Source organism: Streptomyces sp. NPDC043854, from assembly GCF_056436005.1.
Window position 1 is genome coordinate 38,015 of the sequence record NZ_JBWKDK010000022.1, and the last position, 17,014, is coordinate 55,028.

Genomic DNA, 17,014 nt, shown 5'->3' on the forward strand with positions numbered 1-17,014 from the left:
ACACCACCCCCCCCCCCCCCCCCCCCCCCCCCCCCCCCCCCCCCCCCCCCCCCCCCCCCCCCCCGGTGCCGTCGTGTCAGACCAGCCCTTCCTTCAGCGCCGTGATCACGGCGGCCGTCCGGTTGGGCGAGCCGAGCTTCAGCAGGATGGAGCCGACCAGGCGCTTGGCGCCGTGCGTCGAGATGCCGAGCACCCGCGCGACCTGCTTGTTGCTCAGCCCCTTGGCGAGCAGGGTGAGCGTCTCGGTCTCGCGTGGGGTCAGCGATACGGAACGGGCGCCCTGGCCCACCACCCGGGTCCTGGTCTCGCTGCCCGACAGCAGCCGCCGGGCCAGCGACGTCGGCATGGGCATCTCACCGGCCAGTACGCGCTCCAGCGTGCTGTCGAGGGACTCGGCGGTGAGCTCGCTCAGGGCCAGGAAGCCGTCGGCCGGCAGAGACACGAAGAGTTCGCTGTAACGGTCGTACGGGGCCTCGCCAAGCACCAGGACCGCGGGCAGTGAGTCGTGGTCGGCCGCCTCGGCGCGGGACCCGAGCAGTTCCCACTGCTCCAGGGTGACGACGAGCACCTGGAACGCGCCCGGTCTCAGGGTGTCCGGCCAGGTGGCGGGCGAGCAGCAGACCACTTCGCCCACTCTGGGCAGCCGCAGGAGCACGGCTTCCAGCCCGGCTCTCACCACGTGGTTCTCCACGAGGAGGGCCACATTGCAGGTGGCCAAGCCTTTGGTCCCGAACGGTCGTGCGTCAGATATCGGAGATATGTCATTCGTCTGCGTCACAGCTCGCCTTGCCTGCCCCTGGCTCCGGCCGCGGTCGCCGCCCGCAGCTGGCCACCGGCTACTGACGTGCTGCCAGCCGTCGTGCCGACAGCGGGTGGAACAGCGGCCCAGAGGCGGTGGCCGTCCCCCTCGACGCGTTTCGATTCAAGCATCGAGTCGAAAGGGTCGCAATGCCTTTCATGATCTTTCTGATTCCTTGCAATCCGGTTGCGTCAGGGCAGCCGAAAGACCTGACTGGCATTCAGCGCCGGGTCTCCGGGGCGTATGTGCAACTCCCCGCGCGTCGGCAGCATGACCACCGCGGCGACGGTCCGTTCGGCCCGGATGTCGCCCCGGTCCGGCACACGGACGGGCGCGGCGGACAGCAGCGCGAAGTGCTCCTCGACGCCCGCGTCCGGGGCAAGCGAGCGCAATCCCTCCCGGGCCGCGTCGAAGCGGCGCAGCGACGACCGCCGGGCGAAGACGTTCAGCTCGTCGTACGGGGCGAGGTCGGGGTGGAGGAAGTGGTTGGTGTGCACCGTCTGCTCCGCGGACACCACCCGCATCTCATCCCCGAGGATCTCCACGTACACGGCACGCTCCGCGTCGCAGAGGGTCAGCGAGCGTGAACTCGCCAGCGTCGGAAGCAGCTTCGCGAGCTGCGACAGCGCCTCGTCGACGTCGGCGGCGGAGTCCAGCAGATGGCGGATCGCCAGGTACGGAGGCAGGCCGGGGCGCCACGCCCCGCCGAGCACGAGGTTGAGCCCCACCGCCAGGCCGTCGCTGTTCATGCCCAGATAGCCGAGCAGACCGGCGAAGCTGAGCACCAGGGCGCGCCGCCCGCTGCCCGACCGGCCCAGCTCAAGCACGCATATCCGGTCGTCCAGGTCGCCGTTGAGGTCGATGGTCTGCGCCAGCACCGGCGGCCCGGCGTGACCGGGCCCGGAGCGTGCGTAGGTCGTGCAGTCGCCGAGGGTGGGCACCTTGCGGTAGCCCATGATCTCGCGTCGCACCTGGAGCAGGAGCGCGGCGTCCGGGTCGATGCCGGCGCCGTGCGCCAAGCCGTCGATCTCCTCGAGCAGGGCGGGGGTGGCCGCCGCGATCGCCGTACGGTGGAGCCGGAGGCGCGGCGCCAGCTCCGCCCGGTCGGTGCCGTCCCGCATGATCCGGTTCAGCCGCGCGAGGCCGTCGTCCAGGAAGGTCCGCAGGGCTCGGGCCCGGTCCTCGCCGTGGCGCACTCCCAGGGCGAAGGGGTCGCCGGTGGCACGGACGTACGGGATCGGTCCGCCGCTCCGGCTCATGCCGCCGGATCCACGCTTGCCGGGGCCGCCCCGGGGCCGGACACCGCCGCGGTGGTCCCCGGGCCAGCCAGCAACTCCTTCACCTCGGGCCACTCGGCGCGCAGCACGCTGTAGTACACCGCGTCACGGCGGCGGCCGTCCGGCATCCAGTTGAAGCTGCGCAGCACGCCTTCCTCACGGGCGCCGATGTTGGCCAGCCCCTTCCGGGCCTGGACGTTCAGCTGGTCGGTCTTGAACTCGACCCGCTCGGCGCCGAGCTGCTCGAAGGCGTGCTCCAGCAGCGCGTACTTCGCCCAGCGGTTGATGCCCTTGCCCTGGAAGTCGAGACCGAGCCAGGACCAGCCGATCTCGATGCGGGCGTCCGCCTCGGCGAGGTTCCCGAAGCTCATGCTGCCCGCGACGCGCCCGCTGCGCTTGTCGGTGATCACGTACACGGCGCGGCGCCCGGCCTCGTGGTCCGCGAGCATGGCGTCGAAGAACAGCTCGTAGTCCGCGTCCGAATCCACCCGGGAGACGAAATACCGCCAGATCCGCGGTGCCATGGCGACGGCGCGCACGGCCTCCCGGTCCCCGGCGGTGATCGGGCGCAGCAGGACGTGGTCGTTCTCCAGCGGGGCCTTGAGGAGTTCGTTCCAGCTCATGGTGGGTGTTCAGCCTTCCGATGGGGTGTACGGCGGTTCCTGGGGGGCGTGGACACCGGCCGAGGGGTCCTCGACCTCGGCTCGGTAGGCCTCCAGGATCCGGTTGCGCCTGGGCTTGTACTGGGAGGTGAGCAGGCCGTTGTCGATGCCGAACGGCGTACGGGCCATGATCGCCCGTTTGATCCGGGCGTCGGCGCCGAACCGCGCGTTGGCCAGCGCCAGTTGCGCGGCGACCGCCCGCTCGTCGGCGGCTCCGGCCGGCGGGGACACGACGGCGACGAGGGAAGCGCGGTTCGGGCAGAACAGCACGCATTCCTCGATGGCCGCACTCGTCCGCAGGAACTCCTCCACCGGCCGGACGTCGATCTTCCTGCCGTTCTCCAGGACCAGTACGTCGTCGGCCCGGCCCCGGACCCAGAGGAACCCGTCCTCGTCGATATGGCCGAGGTCACCGGTCCTGACCAGGCCGTCCTCACCGAACACCCGCGCGGAGGCGCCCGGAGCGGCATAGGTGTACCCGTGGCTCACGGGGTAGGTGCTGCGGACGAGGATGGCGCCCTCCTCGTCGAACAGCACCTCCTTGCCCGGCACGACCCGGCCCACACTGCCCTCCCGGTGGGCGCCGGGGTGGTTCTTGGCGACGATGCAGGTCTCGTTGAGCCCGTACCCCTCGTACACGGGCAGCCCGACCGTGGCGAAGAACCGCAGCATGGCGGCGTCGGCCGGGGCCGAGCCGGTCCACAGGTAGCGGATCCGCCCGCCGAACAGCCGAGCGGCCTCCGCCCGGAGCGCTTCCTCGCGGTCGGTGTCCGGGGACGCCGCCCGCCCGGCCCGCGCCTCGATCTGCCGGCGCGCCAGTTGGTAGAAGGCGGGGACGCCCATCACGACGGTCGGCCGCGCCTTTCGCAGGGCCGGGAAGGCGCCGGCGTACGTCGTGAGCGTCACGTCGTGCCCGAAGCACAGGGCCGAGTAGATCCAGTAGCGCTGCTGGAGCAGGGAGAGCGGCAGGAAGACGAAGACGTCGTCGCCGCGGCCGTGCGAGAACATCTCCTGCACGGCGCCGATCGAGCCGTCGATGCCGGCGACGGTGGCCGCGAGGGCCTTGGGCTCGCCGGTGCTGCCGGAGGTGAACTTGAGCGTGGTGGTGTCGTGCGGGCGGTACGTCACGGGCGGCGGCGCGTCCGGGGCTGCCGCCATCCCGGCGGGGTCCGTGACGTCCGCGGGCGCCGTGCCGTCTGCGAGGTCCGCGAGGTCGGCGATCGACCGGGCACCGGGGGCGTCCGAGGGCTGATCGGTGAAGAGGAACCGCAGGTCGTACCGGTCCAGGAGCTCCTGCCGCGCCTCGAACTTGCCCGGCTCGAACCCGGCGGTGACCACCCCGAGCCGCAGCGCAGCCAGATCCAGCAGCACCCACTCCAGGCAGTTGGCCGCCAGCACCCCGATCCGGTCCCCGCGCCGCAGCCCCAGGCCGGCCAGGAAGCCGGCCACGTGGCCGGCCTGCCGGTACAGCTCGGTCAGGTCGACGGAACGCGTCATCCCGGGCCGGTGCAGAGTGATCCGGTGGCCGGGGGCGGGCGGCACGGAGACGATCCGGTTGATCACCGACACCACGGCCTCGGCCGACCCCGCCGGGCCCACCCCGCTCACCGGGTCCGCCGGGCCCACCCCGCTCACCGGGCCCCTCGCGCTCACCGCGTCCACCCCGTTCACCGGCCGGTTCACGAGGGCTCCCCGGTGCCGGGCGCCGCATCCTCGTCGTGGGCGGCGAAGAACACTTCGTGCTGGAGCCGCACTACGTTCCCGGGCGGCAGCAGCTCCACCCCGTCCGGCCAGCGGGTCGGCGCGGGCTCGCCCAGGGCGGCGGCCAGCCGGGCGGCGAAGCGCGGCATCACCGGTGCGGCGCCCAGGGCCAGCAGCCGCGCGGCCGCCAGCTCCAGGGCGGTCGCCGTGCGCGCCTCGGCCCGCCAGTCACCGGTCGCGGGCAGCACGTGCTCGGCGCGGGCGAAGCGCACGGTGTCCCGGACGATCCCGTCGAGCGCCACCGCTGCGCCGTTGAGCGAGAACCCGTCCTTGCCAAGGCTGGTCGTCAACTCCCGGAGCCGGTCGTGCAGACGGCCCAGGAACGCCGTGTGTTCGGGCGTCCACACCCCGGCGTCCGGCGCCCGGCCGTCGTGGTTCTTCCCGACCCGGCTGCCCAGGTCGTTCAGCCACGCCTGCCAGCCGCCGATCAGGGTCTCGCGCAGGACGGTTTCGTACGAGGCCCTCCCGAAGTCGGTGCGCCGCCCCTCGGGACGCGTCAGTGACAGGAAGAAGCGCACCGCGTCCACACTGGCCGGGTTCAGGATGTCCTTGCCCCACACCGCGTGCCGCCTGCTGGTGGAGAACTTCTCGCCCTCCAGCAGGTAGAACTCGTTGACGTGGTAGTCGATCCTGGGCGTCCACGAGGGGAACGCCAGCCGGTACAGGGCCGGGTAGAGGATGCCGTGGTAGAAGCTGTTGTCGTAACCGAAGAAGTGGACGATCTGCCATTCCTTGCGCGGCTCGTCGGCGCGCCAGTCCTTGCCCAACGTGCGCCCGAGGCCCTCGATCCCGTACAGGAATCCGTAACTCATCTCCGGCCACACCCAGACGACCTGCCCGGGCGCCCCCGTCTCGGCCGGTGCCACCCCCCAGTCGGAGGGATGGGTCATCGCCACGTCCACCGCGGGCCGGTCGAAAACCCGCTCGGCCAGCTCTCGCAGCCGGGCGGGCACGCGGCCCGCGCGGTGGTGCGCGGCGACGGCGTCGCGCAGTTCGTGCAGCGGCAGGGAGTACTGGGTGGCGGTGCCGGGTACCGGGGGCGCGGACGAGTTCCGGGCCTTCGGGCCGACGAGGTCGGCGGGGGAGTTCGGTTCGCCGCACTCTTCGCAGATGTTGCCGCCCGCCGGGGCCGCGCAGCCGGGACAGCCGCCGTGCACGTCCACCTCGTACAGGTACCGGCCGTCCTCGGCGTCGAAGAGGGCGGGGATCTCCTTGGGCGCGACGGTGCCGGAGGCGACCAGCCGGGAGAAGAAGCCGCGTACGGCGTCCGGGTAGGCCGGGTCCTGGCCGGTGACCGTGTACCTGTCGGGCTCGATGTCCATCAGCGCCAGCGTCGCGGCGATCTCCGCGCTGTAGTGCGCGGCCGCCTCGGCGGGCGTGCGGCCCTCGCGTTCGGCGACGTCGACGACGTAGCTCTGGAAGTCGTCGCTGCCGGTGAGGTGCCAGGCGTCGGTGCCGTTCATCCGCTGGAACCGTACGAACGCGTCCGCGCCCAGGTACGGGCCGGACAGATGCCCCAGGTGGAGGTCGCCGTTGGGGGTGGGCGGTGTGGAGAACACGAAGACCGGGCGGTCGCCGAAGCCCCGGCGCGTCCTTGCGTCCGCCGCCCGCGCGGCCCGCTCGGCGTCCCGCCAGTAGAGGGTCGCGAAGACCAGGTCGGTGTCGGCGGTGGTGTTCTCGATGACGTGCGTCTCGAACGGGTCGAAGGCCACCACCGTGCCCGCCGCCACGGGGTGGCGCTCCCCGTCGACGTGGACCGCTCCCTCTCCCGCGACGACCACGAACACCTCGGTCTCGTCGTGCTGGTGCGCGTCGGAGCGGCCACCTGGCGCGACGCGGGCCCAGTCGGCACCGACCGCGAGCCCGTCCACCGCGCTCATGTCGATGCCGAACGAGGACCGCAGTCCGTCCGGGCTGTAGCTGCTGATGATCACGCGTCACTCCTCGGTACGGACGGAAGGGCGGGGCCCGGCGACGGTTCGGCAGGCAGGCCCAGCAGATCGGCGGCCTGGGCGGCGATCGCCGGGGCAAGGCGGTAGCCCGAGCCGTTGGCGGCTCCCGCGAACAGCACACGGCTGTCGCCGCCGAGGTCGCGCACCTCGGGTTCACGGCTGCCGCTGTACGCGTCGCAGAAGACCCGGCCCGCGGCGGGGGCGGCGGCGAGCGCCGGGGCGTACCGCCGCAGGACGGCTCGGGCCTCGCCCAGATCGCGGGCCGACAGCCCCTCGGGGGAGGCGTCGGGGTCTACGTCCCACTGGCGGCAGGTGTAGCTGAACAGCCACTGGCCGCGTTCGCGAAGGGGGAGGAGGAAGGCGTCTTCGTCCTCGAAGACGATGACCGGGGCGTCCGCCGCGGGGCGGCGGGCGATGTGCAGGGCCACCACCTTCTTCACCCGGGCGCCCAGCGGTGACACCAGGGTCGCCCAGGCCGGGTCCGCCAGCCAGGGGCCGGGCGCGAGCACCACCCGGCCCACCGTCAGCCGCTCACCGCTGCCCAGGCCCAGCACCACACCGGCCGGTCCGGGCTCGACCGTCCCGACGCGTACGCCCTCGTGCACGGCGACCCGGCCGGGCAGGGTGTCGGCGACGGCCCGGGCGAGCGCGCTGACATCGGCGTACTGGCAGCCGTCGCCCCGCCGGACGAGGGTTCCCGGCGGCAGGGGCCCGAGGCAGACCGGCACGTCGGCGGCGTCGGACAGTCCGGAGCCGGGCAGGTAGTGCTCCCGCATCAGCGGATCCCGGCCGGCGGAGGCGATCACGGTCATCGGCACGGGACGGATGGGCAGTCCGGGCCGGCTCGCGGCCAGCCGGCGGTAGAAGTCCTGGCTGTACGCGGCCATCGACCGGATCCGCCCGGTCGAACCGCGCGGGAAGTGCAGCCCGGCCGAGCGCCTGCTCGCCCCGCTGCCGATGGCGTCCCGTTCGACGAGGGCGAGCGACGCCCCGGGGGCCCGGGCCGCGATCTCCCGGGCCACCAGACAGCCCACGATGCCGCCGCCGACGACGGCGAAGTCCACCCGGCCGTCGGCCGTGCCGTCCGGCCCGCCGTCCACTCGGGCGTCCGCTTCCCCGACGCCCATCACAGCTCCCGCGTCCCGCCGGCACGCGCGTCGGGGCCCGTGCCCGGCAGGCCCGCCGACCACTCGATCAACGAGGGCAGCTGGTTGGCGGCCCGCACCCCCCGGATCCGGTCGAGGATGCGCCGGCTGCGCCACGCGGTCAGGCTGAGGTTCGGATCGGCGAGGCCCCGCTGGAGGCGTGCCGCGTTCTGGACGAAGATGCTGCGGTCGGCGGGGCCGTCCCAGCGGACCGCGAAGTCCGCGTCGATCCGGAACTCGCCGCCCTCCCGCTCCAACCGGTGCGCGAGGGGGTCGAGGAAGTCAAGCGGTGCCTGCTGGAAGCCGGTGGCCCAGACGATCGTGTCGGCCGAAAGGACCTCGCCGGCGCCCGGCTCGTCGTTGTGCGCGAGCGCCAGGTTCCAGCCGTGGTCGTCGTCGCCCGTCACCCGGGTCACCGCGCGGTTGGGGTAGAGCCCCACCAGGTCCTTCGCGCCCGCCACGAAGCGCCGCAGATAGACCTGCTGGTAGATCGCGCGCAACGTCGACTCGGAGATCCCGTCGCTGGTCAGCACGTGCCGGGCGGTGAACGCCTCGCGCGCCTCCCGGGGCATGCCGAAGAAGTGGTCCGAGTGGCACGGCATGTAGTAGTCGTTGGTGAACGGCGAGTCGTCGATCGGGAAGTAGTTGGCCCGCCGCGACACCCACGTGACGCGTCGGGGCAGTTCGCCGTCCGGACGGGAGATCAGGTCGAGGAATGCCTCCGCCCCGGACTGGCCCCCGCCCACCACGCACACCCGCTTGCCGCCCAGCCCCTTGGACCGGGCCAGGAACTCACCCACGTGGAACTGGCTGCCGCCCGGATCGATCCGGGCCTGCGGCGGCACCCACGGCGTGCGGCCGACGCCCACGACGACGTTGTCGGCGGTGACGGTACGGCCGGTGGAACGCACCACGAACCTGCCGTCGAACTCCACCTCCAACACCCGCTCGCCGAACACGACGTTCGGGTTCCTGCGGCTCGCCCACTCCAGGTAGTCGCGGAACTCTTGCCGGGGGACGTCGCTGAACTGCGCATTGATGTAGTGGTGGATGCGCCCCTGCTCATGGAGGTACGCCAGGAAGGAGAACGGGTTCGTCGGATCTGCGAGCGTCACCAGGTCCTTGAACAGCGCCACCTGAAGCGAGGAGCCGGCAATCTGCTGGCCGTCGTGCCAGCCGAAGGACGGCTTGCCATCGAGGAAGAGGTTCGGCAGCGACGCGTGGCCGTGCATCAGGGAGGCCAGACTGAGATTGGAGGGCCCGGCACCTATGCCGACGCAGCTGTAGTGAAGAGGTTCCATTCGACTGACCACCACGGCATTCAGGCTCGGCAACAGGCTTCCCCGCTCGCTACCGGGAGTCGAGGGTTCTGCCGCTCCAGCCTTCAGCACCCCGTCGTCGATCGGCAGCCCCTCCTTGGGCTATGCCTGTTCCGCCAGGTCCCTGGCGCGTCCGTCCGAGCCTTGTACGCCCGGGGCCCCGGAACGAGGTTGGAGGAGGGCGCGCCCCCGTCGACACGAACACGAACACGACCACGAAGACGGCCGCAGCCGACCGACCGAACCGTGAACAGGGAAGGCACGAGGGTGAACGCAGCAGCCGGCCCGAAGGGCAGCCGTGATGTGACCGCCGAGGTGATCGGGTCGCTCGCCCGCATGCTGGGGTGCCCGCCCGACACGCTCTCGCCGGGGACCCGACTCGTCCAGGACCTGGACTTCGACTCCACCAGCCTGCTCGAACTCCTCTTGCACGTGGAGAACGACATGGGCGTGGAGTTCGACCCCGACACCTTCGGACCGAGCTCCTTCGAGACCGTCGAGAGCCTTGCCGGCTACGTGCGGCAGCACCTCGACGCATAGGGGACGTCCGTGCGGCTCACCTCTGCTGACCTCCCGGGGCTCGTGCGGCTCGTCCACGGGACGGCGCGGGCCGAGGGCCCCGGCGCGGCGCTGACCGTGCAGCACGCCGCCGCGGGCGCGGACACGCTGGTCGCGGGGCCCTGCGGGCATGCCGTCGTCCCCGTGGACCTCGCCGCCCGCGCGGCCGCGGTCATGACACCGGACGGCCCGCCCATGCCTCTGACGGCGGCGACGCCCTTCATCTCGGCGGCCCTGACTGGCGTCGGGGTGACCGCACTGCGCTGCACCGCCCCCGGGAACGACCAGGTCCACCGGCCGTCCGCCGCCTCGGCGGAGTACCGGCGGTGGCTCCACGCGCTCACCTGGCTGCGTCTGGGCCTCTGCGACCGGCTGTTCGATGACGTACTGGCCCATCTGTCGGCGCGGACCTTCGGCGGATCACCGCTGCTCCAGCAGCAAATGGTCAAGGGCTCCCTCGCCGACGCCGCCGTTGAGCGGCTGGAGGTGCGGGGCATGCTCGACGCCGCCGGACCGGACGGCTCCGGCCCCGGCGGCCCGGAGCTCGCGCACGAGCGGATCACCGGCATCGAGCGGCGGCTGCTGCGCCTGTGCGGCGCGTACGGCTTCGCCCTCAGGGGCCCCGGCCCGCTCGCCTACGCCTCGGAACTGCTCGGCGATGTGTACGTCGCCGCGGGCGCGCCGGGGGAGGCCGCGTGAACGGCGGACCCCCGCACCACGGCGGGCCGGCGGACGGCCTGGAGGAGCGGCTGCTGCCGCTGCGACACCAGGCCGCCCAGTGGGCCGGGGAGCTGCGGTCCCATGCCCTGGACTGGGACCGCGCCCAGAGCCTGCCCGGCGCCGATCCGTACCCGCCGCACACGGCGATGCACTCGGCGCTGGCGACGCTCCAGATCCCCGAGCGGTACGGGGCGGAGCCCCTGACCGTCGACGGGCACCGCTACCGGCTGACGTCGGCGCTGGAGCGGGTCGTCCTCTTCGAGGAGGGCGCGTGGGGCGACACGGCCCTGATGCTGGCGGCTCCCGGCGCGCTGACCTCCGGGCCTGTGGTGGAGGCGCTGGGCGACCGCGACCAGCAGGACCGGTTCTACGGACACCTGATGGAGCGGACCGCCTGGAGTTTCCTCGCCATGACCGAGGCGGAGCACGGCTCGGACGCGGGCGGCATGCGCAGCGCGCTCACCGAGAGCGCCGACGGGTACGTCCTCGACGGTGCCAAGAAGTACATCGGCAACGCCGCCCGCGCCGACCTGGGCGTGGTGTTCGCCCGGACCGGTCCGGGGCCGCTGGACCTGCGGGCCGTGCTCGTCGACACCGGCCTGCCCGGTCTCACCGTCGCGCCCCTGCCCACCATCGGGCTGGCCGGTGCGCTCGGATCGCTCACCCTGGACGGCGTCCGCATCGGCGCCGACCAGGTACTCGGAAGCCATCTGCCGCCCACCCGGCGGGGCATGTGGGGCTGGCTGCGGTCGTTCAACCTGCTGAGGGCGGTCGCCGCGGCCATGGGCGTGGGCATCGCCCGGGCCGCCCATGAGTACGTCCTGCTGCACCGCACGGCGCCGACCCGGGAGGAACGGCACCGTCTGGAGCGGATGGGCCGGGACATCGACGGGGTGCGGCGGCTCACCCGGCAGGCCGCCCGCGCGGTGGACGCCGACCCCGACAACGGCCGGCTATCGGCCGCCGCCAAGGTGGCGGCGGCCCGGCTCGCCGAGCGGACGACCCTCGACGCCCTCGGCTTCCTCGGCTGCGGGGCCCGGCTGGAGCACCCCCTGCTCGACAAGTGGGCGCGGGACGCGCGCGGGATCGAGTTCATGGAGGGCACGGCCAACATCCAGCTGCTGAACCTCGGTACCTCCCTGCTGCGGGGCGGAGTGGACGCCTTCGGGCCGCCGCCGGACGGCCCCGGCGGTGCGTCATGAGTCCCGGCGCGCCACCCGCCGACGCCGTACACCTGTGGCGGATCCCGCTGGACGACGACCTGCCGCCCGCCGTGCTCGGCCGGCTGTCGGCCGTGCTGTCCGGCGCCGAGCGGGAACGCCGCGCGGCACTGGGGCACGCCGTGAGCCGTCGCCGCTTCACGGTCGCGCACGGCGCCCTGCGCTGCGTGCTCGCCCGCTACCTGGGGGTGGCGCCGCATACGGTGCGGATCGCCGCGGGCCGGTGGGGCAAGCCCGAGATCGACACCGACGGGCACCCGCCCGGCCTGCGCTTCGGCCTGTCCCACGTGGACGGGCACGCGCTGCTCGCGGTCGCCAGGACCCGTGCGGCCGGCGTCGACATCGAGCGCCGCCGGGACGACGGCTTCGTGCGCGCGGTCGCGGCACGGCATTTCGCGACCCGGGAGGCGCGCTGGCTGGCGGTCGCGCCGCCGGACGCGCGAGCCGCCGCCTTCCTGCGCCTGTGGACCCGCAAGGAGGCGTGCGCCAAGGCCGTCGGGGCCCGGCTCGCCGACGGCCTGCGCCTGCCGGTCGCGGGCCGGGGCCGCTCCCTGGTGGTCCCGGTCCCGCTGCCCGCGGCGGACCGCGAGCCGTCGCGCCGGTCCTGTACCGGCCCCGGCCCCGTGCCGGTCCGCGTCCGCGATGTACCCGCCCCGCATGGCCACGCCGCCGCGGTGGCGCTGACGGGAGCGTCCCCCTTCCGGGTCGTGCACCACCACTGGCAGCCGGAACCCCCCGGGCCTCAGGAACACAGAAGGGTGATGGACTGAATGATCGTCATGGGCATCAGTGGCCTTCCGAACGCGCAGGACCAGCTTGCCGCGGACACTCCGGGGCTGCACCCCCTCGACGCGCGCAACTGCCAGGGCCTGGACAGCGCGGCCTGTCTGGTCGTGGACGGCAGGGTGGTGGCCGCCGCGGCAGAGGAGCGGTTCTCGGGCGACAAGGGCACCGGACGGCTGCCGGTGCACGCGATCGAGTACTGCCTGACGGCCGGCGGCATCGCCCCGGAGGACGTCCAGGTCATCGCGCACGGCTTCGACTACGACCGGCACCGGCGGGTGTTCGCCGGCTCCCTGGACCACTTCGACCGGGTACTGAGCGGCCGTACGGTCGTCGACGCGCTGACCGCGCATGGCTGGGCCGGCGTCGCCGACCGGTTCCGGCAGGTGGACCACCACCTGGCGCATGCCGCCTCCGCCTACCTGCCGAGCGGTTTCGACTCCGCGCTGGTCGTGGTCTCCGACGGCATGGGAGAGACGGAGTCGCTCTCCGTGTACCGGGCGCGGGACGGCAAGTTCGACAAGCTGCTCTCCCAGCCGATCTCCGCCTCCCTCGGCTTCCTCTACTCCCGGTGCACCCGTTTCCTCGGCTTCGCCTCCAACTCCGACGAGTACAAGGTGATGGGCCTGGCGGCGTACGGGAACCCCGAGCCGTTCCGCCCCTTCTTCGCCGACCTCGTCCGGTTCGACCCCGCGTCCGGTGGACTGCGGCTCGGCTGGCCGCGCGGCAGCCTGCGCTCGCCCGAACTGGGCTACCCCCGGGCGATGGCCTTCCTGGAGGAGGCGGCCGCCTTCCCCCGGGGCAGTCAGGAGAACGGCCACCTCCCCGAGCACGCCGACTTCGCCGCGTCGCTCCAGGCGAGGCTGACCGAGGTGCTGACCGAGCTCGTGGCGCACTGGCTCGCGGAGACGGGCGAGACCTCGCTGTGCCTGGCGGGCGGGACGTTCCTCAACTGCAAGGCCAACCAGTCGCTGTGCGATCTGCCGGGCGTGGAGCGGGCGTTCGTGCAGCCCGCCTCCGGCGACGACGGCACGTCCCTGGGGGCCGCGCTGTACGCCGCGCACCAGGGCGGCGACGCGTACACCGGCCCGGAGACCGGCTTCGTCCCCTACACCGGACCGTCGTACAGCCAGGATGAGGTACGCCGCGAGCTGGAGCGCTCGTCCGCCGCGGGCGCCGCCCTCACCTGGCGGCACATGGGCCTCACGGACGCCTACTTCGCCGCGGCGGCCGCCGACCTCGCGGCTGACCGGATCATCGGCTGGTTCCACGGCCGGATGGAGTTCGGGCCGCGCGCGCTGGGCAACCGCTCGATCCTGGGGCTGCCGAAGGGCGAGCGGATCAAGGAGCGCATCAACAGCATGGTGAAGTTCCGCGAGCCGTTCCGGCCGTTCGCCCCGGCCGTACTGGAGGAGGACCGCGACGTCCTCTTCGAGACGCGCGGGCTCGCCCCGACCGAGTACATGCTCTGTACCGCCCAGGTGCGGGACGAACACCGCGACGCGGTCTCCGGCATCGTCCACGCGGACGGCTCGGCGCGCGTCCAGGTGGTGCGCCGCCAGGCCAACGACGCCTTCTGGACCCTGTTGACCCGGGTGAAGGAGCTCACCGGGTTCGGCTGTGCGGTGAACACCTCGTTCAACGTGAAGGGCCAGCCGCTCATCATGGCCCCGGACGTGGCCGTCGAGACGTTCCTGAGGACATCGATGGACCGGCTGTACATCGAGGGGTTCGTGGTGGAGAAGACGGAGCCGCTGGAGCGGTAGGCGGGCGGGAAGGGGCCGAGCAGGAGGCGCAGGCCCGCAAGGCCGCCACAAGGCCAAGCGGGCCGCGAAGGCGTAGGTCAAGGGCAAGAAGGCCGCGAAGAGGGGCTGACGGCCCCTCCGGTCACGCATCGCTCACGCAGGCCTTCTCGCGGCACCTCGGCCGCATGCGCGGCTGTACCCCGAGCAGCAGAAAACCCCAGGCCGGGCAATGTGACCTGGGGTTTCTCTGGAGCCGCCTTCGGGATTCGAACCCGAGACCTACGCATTACGAGGGCCCGCAAGATCATCCCGACTGGTGCCGGATGATGCCACAGAATCCCGTTTCCCCAGGTCAGAGACCCCTAACTGTGATCGCTATGACGCTGGGTCCACCCTAGTGCCACCCAGTCCGCTCACGCAGCGCTCACGCAAGCAGGCTCGAAGAACCTCGTGATCGAACTCGGCTACAGCCGATCCAGCCGGCAGTCCCGCTGGGCCGATCGCAAGCGCTGGGTGCTGGAGGACATCCTGGGCGCAGTGCTCCGGGAGACCGAGACCCGCGCCGTAGAGGACACGCAGCGCAAGGCGGACGAGGAGCGGGCGAAGGCCGAGCGCGAGGTTCGCTGGCAGGCGGCCATGGAGAAGGCGAAGGACCTGGCCGCGCAGGAGCAGTTTGCCGAGGTACTCCGTGCGCAAGTCGGCCAGTGGCAGGAAGCGGCAAACCTGAGCGCGTACTGCAACGCCTTGGAGCGTCGGCTGGAAGAGGCGAACGGGGAAGACGAGGCGGCGGTGGCCTCGGCACGAGGGTGGCTAGCATGGGCCCGCCATCACATTCAGAGCCTCGACCCACTGACCCATCTCCCCGCCATGCCCACCGCCCGCGAACCGAAGCCCGAGGAGCTGGCGCCGTACCTGAACGGCTGGAGCCCGCACGGCCCCGAAGCGCACCGCGGCTGGGGAGGCCCCTGAGGAAGGACGGGACCCCACACGACGCGCGCTCCCACGCCGAGGTGCCGGCCTCGCACCCAGGGCGACACCGGCATCGGCGAGAGATTCCCGGTCCGTACGCCTCCGCGATGACTTCCTCGGCGGCAACGTCATGCTTAACCTCGCCGCCCAGCGCCTCGGCGATAGCCTCAAACTCGGCGAGGTCCTCCACGATCTCCTGGGTGATGGCTCAGGCCACGGTCTGGGAGCGCGGTTGGTCTGGGTGCGCCCTATCGGGCCGCGGTCCAGGTTGCCGAGCGGTCCTCCGGCTGCTCACCGGGGGTCAGGTCATGCACCAGCCGGAGTCACAGCCGCCGTCCTCCGTCTCTTCGGACTGGGTTTCGCGCCGGTCGGGGATGGCCTCGGAGAGAGGCCTACCGAAGCGGGTGAGGTAGACCGGGTCGCGGCCGAGGGCGGCGCGACGGCCGTTCACGGTCTTCTCGAGTGCTACCGCCTGTGCGAAAAGTTCTGGCTCCGTCTGTCGCTGCTGGCGCCAGGCATCGACAGTGCGGAAGGGGCAGAAGAAGCAGGAGCTCTTCGGAGGTACGGGGAGGCCGGCGTCCTTGATGATCTGCTCACAGTCGTCGCGCCGTAGACGCAGGTCGAGCAACGGGTACTCGACCTGCTCGTGGGGTTCGCTCCGACGACGGTTCGCCCGGTGGATTTCGTCGACGGAGATGCCGATCCCAACGGTCGCTGGAGCGTCGGCGGTGGCTCCGTGCTGCCGGAGCCACCGCCCGACTACCTTGATCTTGAAGTCCGCGGTGCAGGACCGGCGTCCGGGTGCTCCGTTAGCCATCCGAACAGGGATGGGGATCGAGCGGATACCCGGCCGGTTCAGTCGCTCCATGAGCGTCTCGGTCGTGCCATCCCGCCGCGTCCGCCGAAGCTGGTGCAGCTCGAGACCCGCATTGGCTGCGTAGGGCGCGGCGATGTCTCGGATGTAGGCGAGGGTCGCCGGGTGTTCGCTGTCGTCGCCGACGTTGGCAAACAGGAAGGTTGCGTAGCTGATGTCGCGCCTAGCCGCGAGGACGAGGAGCGCTGTGGACTGGACTCCACCGCCGTAGGAGATCACCTTCATGGGCTGACCTCCCATCCAGATGGTGTGGATAGCGCGTCGCTCATGCCGGTTGGTGCCGTGGCGGCACAGGTGTCGTATGCCATGAATCCCCCTGTGAGAATGGACCGTGTGGGAGATTCTATGGATAGAATCTCCCACATCAACTGTTTCTCTCATCGGAGGGCGTGTGAGTGCAAGTGCGTGGGGACATGTCGAGGGTCTGCTGGGCAGGGGGCGCTTATCGCTTTGGCCGGATGACCGTGGTGTGTCCCTCGGCCAGTATCTCGGTGACGAAAGCGACCGCTTCCTCCTGCTCGGAGCTGGTGAAGCTCTGCGGATCCGGCAGCGGCTTCTTGGGCGGCCGAGACTCGGTCATCACTCTGCGGCCCCGTGGCTTCTGGGGGACGCGCAAGCCGGCCTGCAGCCGCTCGATCTCCTCCATCACGAGGGTGCGCCCGCGCTCGGTCGCGTCCGCGGTGATGGTGTCGAGCAGCCAGAGCGGGGAACGGGAGATCACTAGGTCGGCGGTGGCGATCCGCTTGCGGTGTCGCCACCGGGATACTGTCTGCTGGTCGGTGCCGAGGATGAGGGCGACTTCCTGGATCCCCACGATGACGGGCAGGAGTTCTCGGCTCTCGACGCGGTATCCGTTGGGGATCTTCGCTTCGTACTCTCGCAGGCGATCTTCGGCGACGGGCCTGCCAGCAAGGGCGAGGACTGTGTCCAGCAGCCAGTACGGGTTACCCGAGGCGACGAGATCCGGCTCGGGCAGCGTGCGATCGACGCGCCACTTTGCTGAGGTCTGGCGTTCGATGCCGAAGAGGGCGGCGATTTCGGCATGCCCCAGCAGATACGGGATCCGTGCTGCTGCCATGTCCCGTGCCTTCTCCGCCGTACGCACCACGATCGAGCCCTGTTGTGGGCACCATCAAAATACCGCGCTGCTCCGGTTCGTGCTGGACGTTGCCGTCGAGGCCGGGGCCGAGTCGGTCGCTGAAGGCGGGTGGCGCAGCATCGGCCGCGCCA

The 17,014-nt window shown here is 72.0% G+C and carries 15 protein-coding genes; 6 read left to right on the forward strand and 9 right to left on the reverse strand.

Annotated features, from left to right (window positions below):
* Positions 1 to 76: 76 nt before the first annotated feature.
* The 7 genes from AC068A_RS20845 to AC068A_RS20875 all read right to left on the reverse strand — a co-directional run bounded on the left by AC068A_RS20845 (position 77) and on the right by AC068A_RS20875 (position 8,897).
* The gene (locus tag AC068A_RS20845) at positions 77 to 718 is read right to left on the reverse strand and encodes a helix-turn-helix transcriptional regulator (RefSeq protein WP_478586907.1); all 642 of its coding nucleotides are present in this window, start codon (positions 716 to 718) and stop codon (positions 77 to 79) included.
* A 272-nt stretch (positions 719 to 990) separates the two neighbouring features.
* Complete coding sequence (locus AC068A_RS20850) at positions 991 to 2,058, reverse strand: C45 family autoproteolytic acyltransferase/hydolase (protein WP_478586909.1); 1,068 nt, start codon at positions 2,056 to 2,058, stop codon at positions 991 to 993.
* Positions 2,055 to 2,699, reverse strand: a complete 645-nt coding sequence (locus AC068A_RS20855; RefSeq protein WP_478586910.1) for a GNAT family N-acetyltransferase — start codon at positions 2,697 to 2,699, stop codon at positions 2,055 to 2,057. Before AC068A_RS20855 ends, AC068A_RS20850 begins: the two co-directional genes overlap by 4 nt.
* Before the next feature lie 9 nt (positions 2,700 to 2,708).
* Entirely contained in the window at positions 2,709 to 4,421 is a 1,713-nt protein-coding gene (locus AC068A_RS20860; RefSeq protein WP_478586912.1) for an AMP-binding protein, read from the reverse strand.
* The gene (locus tag AC068A_RS20865) at positions 4,418 to 6,433 is read right to left on the reverse strand and encodes a class I tRNA ligase family protein (protein ID WP_478586914.1); all 2,016 of its coding nucleotides are present in this window, start codon (positions 6,431 to 6,433) and stop codon (positions 4,418 to 4,420) included. Before AC068A_RS20865 ends, AC068A_RS20860 begins: the two co-directional genes overlap by 4 nt.
* Positions 6,430 to 7,578 carry an NAD(P)/FAD-dependent oxidoreductase gene (locus AC068A_RS20870; protein WP_478586916.1) on the reverse strand — a complete coding sequence of 383 codons (1,149 nt, stop codon included), beginning with the start codon at positions 7,576 to 7,578 and terminating at the stop codon, positions 6,430 to 6,432. The genes AC068A_RS20865 and AC068A_RS20870 overlap by 4 nt, the downstream gene beginning before the upstream one ends.
* Positions 7,578 to 8,897: a lysine N(6)-hydroxylase/L-ornithine N(5)-oxygenase family protein gene (locus tag AC068A_RS20875; protein WP_478586918.1), complete on the reverse strand. Its 1,320-nt coding sequence runs from the start codon at positions 8,895 to 8,897 to the stop codon at positions 7,578 to 7,580. The genes AC068A_RS20870 and AC068A_RS20875 overlap by 1 nt, the downstream gene beginning before the upstream one ends.
* Before the next feature lie 285 nt (positions 8,898 to 9,182).
* On the opposite strand from AC068A_RS20875, the gene AC068A_RS20880 reads away from it, so the two are divergent.
* The 6 genes from AC068A_RS20880 to AC068A_RS20905 all read left to right on the forward strand — a co-directional run bounded on the left by AC068A_RS20880 (position 9,183) and on the right by AC068A_RS20905 (position 14,910).
* Positions 9,183 to 9,455 carry an acyl carrier protein gene (locus AC068A_RS20880; protein ID WP_478586920.1) on the forward strand — a complete coding sequence of 91 codons (273 nt, stop codon included), beginning with the start codon at positions 9,183 to 9,185 and terminating at the stop codon, positions 9,453 to 9,455.
* A 9-nt stretch (positions 9,456 to 9,464) separates the two neighbouring features.
* Positions 9,465 to 10,172, forward strand: a complete 708-nt coding sequence (locus AC068A_RS20885; protein WP_478586922.1) for a hypothetical protein — start codon at positions 9,465 to 9,467, stop codon at positions 10,170 to 10,172.
* Positions 10,169 to 11,395 (forward strand): acyl-CoA dehydrogenase family protein, encoded by a 1,227-nt coding sequence (locus AC068A_RS20890; RefSeq protein WP_478586924.1) that lies wholly within the window; start codon positions 10,169 to 10,171, stop codon positions 11,393 to 11,395. The genes AC068A_RS20885 and AC068A_RS20890 overlap by 4 nt, the downstream gene beginning before the upstream one ends.
* Positions 11,392 to 12,183 carry a 4'-phosphopantetheinyl transferase family protein gene (locus AC068A_RS20895; protein WP_478586926.1) on the forward strand — a complete coding sequence of 264 codons (792 nt, stop codon included), beginning with the start codon at positions 11,392 to 11,394 and terminating at the stop codon, positions 12,181 to 12,183. The genes AC068A_RS20890 and AC068A_RS20895 overlap by 4 nt, the downstream gene beginning before the upstream one ends.
* Before the next feature lie 9 nt (positions 12,184 to 12,192).
* Entirely contained in the window at positions 12,193 to 13,962 is a 1,770-nt protein-coding gene (locus AC068A_RS20900) for a carbamoyltransferase family protein (protein WP_478586928.1), read from the forward strand.
* 429 nt (positions 13,963 to 14,391) lie between these two features.
* The gene (locus tag AC068A_RS20905) at positions 14,392 to 14,910 is read left to right on the forward strand and encodes a hypothetical protein (RefSeq protein WP_478586930.1); all 519 of its coding nucleotides are present in this window, start codon (positions 14,392 to 14,394) and stop codon (positions 14,908 to 14,910) included.
* A gap of 301 nt (positions 14,911 to 15,211) precedes the next feature.
* On the opposite strand, the gene AC068A_RS20910 is transcribed toward AC068A_RS20905, so the two are convergent.
* Positions 15,212 to 16,009: a phosphoadenosine phosphosulfate reductase gene (locus AC068A_RS20910; protein ID WP_478586932.1), complete on the reverse strand. Its 798-nt coding sequence runs from the start codon at positions 16,007 to 16,009 to the stop codon at positions 15,212 to 15,214.
* A gap of 217 nt (positions 16,010 to 16,226) precedes the next feature.
* Positions 16,227 to 16,862 carry a hypothetical protein gene (locus AC068A_RS20915; RefSeq protein WP_478586934.1) on the reverse strand — a complete coding sequence of 212 codons (636 nt, stop codon included), beginning with the start codon at positions 16,860 to 16,862 and terminating at the stop codon, positions 16,227 to 16,229.
* Between the last annotated feature and the right edge of the window lie 152 nt (positions 16,863 to 17,014).

Bases quoted from the DNA above. Each gene is read 5' to 3' on its own strand.
- AC068A_RS20855 (WP_478586910.1), bottom strand. From the start codon at position 2,699: ATGAGCTGGAACGAACTCCTCAAGGCCCCGCTGGAGAACGACCACGTC.
- AC068A_RS20915 (WP_478586934.1), bottom strand. From the start codon at position 16,862: ATGGCAGCAGCACGGATCCCGTATCTGCTGGGGCATGCCGAAATCGCC.
- AC068A_RS20875 (WP_478586918.1), bottom strand. From the start codon at position 8,897: ATGGAACCTCTTCACTACAGCTGCGTCGGCATAGGTGCCGGGCCCTCC.
- AC068A_RS20850 (WP_478586909.1), bottom strand. From the start codon at position 2,058: ATGAGCCGGAGCGGCGGACCGATCCCGTACGTCCGTGCCACCGGCGAC.
- AC068A_RS20910 (WP_478586932.1), bottom strand. From the start codon at position 16,009: ATGAAGGTGATCTCCTACGGCGGTGGAGTCCAGTCCACAGCGCTCCTC.
- AC068A_RS20900 (WP_478586928.1), top strand. From the start codon at position 12,193: ATGGGCATCAGTGGCCTTCCGAACGCGCAGGACCAGCTTGCCGCGGAC.
- AC068A_RS20895 (WP_478586926.1), top strand. From the start codon at position 11,392: ATGAGTCCCGGCGCGCCACCCGCCGACGCCGTACACCTGTGGCGGATC.
- AC068A_RS20870 (WP_478586916.1), bottom strand. From the start codon at position 7,578: ATGGGCGTCGGGGAAGCGGACGCCCGAGTGGACGGCGGGCCGGACGGC.